This is a genomic window from Aliterella sp. E5.1 (assembly GCF_057473825.1).
Window position 1 is genome coordinate 1 of record NZ_JBYCCV010000377.1, and the last position, 1,401, is coordinate 1,401.

Genomic DNA, 1,401 nt, shown 5'->3' on the forward strand with positions numbered 1-1,401 from the left:
GCCAAAGAAACCCTGGAGCCCACCGACTTCGCGCAGGTGCGCGTGCGCCTGCTTGAAGCGAGGCAGGAGGGGCTGGTCCTAACCGACATCAGCAGCCTACCCGCCGAGCAATTTTTAAGTGCGTTCGCCCTCGAGCCCGAGAGCCCGTTCGGTGAACTGCTCAGCAGCACCCAAGCCCTTTTACTCGAGCTGATCGGCAGCAGCGACTTTGTGGGCGGTGCCTACGAGTTTTGGGGGAAGACCTACGCGCGCGAGTTGAGCAAAGATTCTCAAAGCTCAAAGGACGTTGGATATCTAGCGAAACGATTCTCCCATAGTAACTTTGTAGCTAGATGGGGTGAGAATCAGGTCCCCTCTCTCTAGCCATAAAATAGGATTCTGTAACTTTGTAACAAGGGGTTCTTGAGTGCGGATTTTTGCAACTCTATATAACCAGAATTGAGATTCGAGCCTTCTAGCTACTTTCAACTCATTTCTAGTTATTTCAAAGCTAAACGATGAGCCAACACTGGTTTTAACTTCAATAAACTTTTCGACGCCGCTAATATCAAAGGATAGAATGTCATATCCCGCTGAAACATCCGTGACTGATACTTGAGTTACCCTGTCAGCCAAATCTTTACGCTTGTTCGAGTACAACCACTCCTGCTCTTTCCTCAAAATATAGGCTTCGCCTAGAGCACCTATCTCAACCGCATTTCGTTGCATTTGCCGAAAGGTTTCAAGATCAATTGTACGTCTTGCTTGTACATTACCACTAAGAACGGCGTTACTTTCAAACTCATCAGCTAACCTTCTACCTTTTGCTGTCACAGCCCATAAGCCCCGTTTGGGAGAAGTCAGCAAACCTTGGTCTTTCAGTTCTTTTCTAGCCCAACGCACCATGTTTTCCCATTTAGACCGTGGGGTGCCGTTGCTTTCATATATCAGAAAATCCCGTGCCTCTTTCGATATACCAAAATAATCAGCTAGAGCATCATAAACATTGCGTCCATACTGGTCAGGTATAGATGGTCTAGCTTGCCCTCCACGTAAGGTAAGTTCAAAGAGCAGCGGTAACTCGATTTCTTGATATTTGGGAAACGCAAGTGATTGCAAGCTTCCTCCTGCACACTTGGATTTATAACTGGCACAAGTTTACAAGTACAGCCACTGTCCCACAGGAGCCCAACTTCTCAGTTATACCAAATCACACTTTCTATGACTCGAGCCACCATCCGCGACCCCGAGCAAAAGGGACAGCCGCTGCGCGTCGGCATCACCTTCCCAAGCCTCGAGACCGCCAAAAATCAGGGCAAGATACAGAACGAACGCCTCTGGCTTCTCGCGCTGCAATCCGTTTTTGCTACGGTTAAAAAAATCTCGCAAGCCTACGACGAGACGAACGGCAGAAATCTGCCC

Annotated in this window: 3 protein-coding genes; 2 read left to right on the forward strand and 1 reads right to left on the reverse strand. The window is 48.4% G+C overall.

Translation table 11 applies throughout. The features are described from left to right. Positions 1-363, forward strand: a 363-nt coding sequence (locus tag AC2VE5_RS27430) for a hypothetical protein (protein WP_486890691.1), incomplete at its 5' end; no start/stop codon positions are given. Here AC2VE5_RS27430 and AC2VE5_RS27435 read toward each other — a convergent pair. Next, a complete protein-coding gene (locus AC2VE5_RS27435; RefSeq protein WP_486890692.1) occupies positions 295-1,098 on the reverse strand; it encodes a protein NO VEIN domain-containing protein in 804 nt (267 codons plus the stop codon). The genes AC2VE5_RS27430 and AC2VE5_RS27435 overlap by 69 nt on opposite strands. 102 nt (positions 1,099-1,200) lie before the next feature. On the opposite strand from AC2VE5_RS27435, the gene AC2VE5_RS27440 reads away from it, so the two are divergent. Next, positions 1,201-1,401, forward strand: a 201-nt coding sequence (locus AC2VE5_RS27440) for a hypothetical protein (protein WP_486890693.1), incomplete at its 3' end; no start/stop codon positions are given.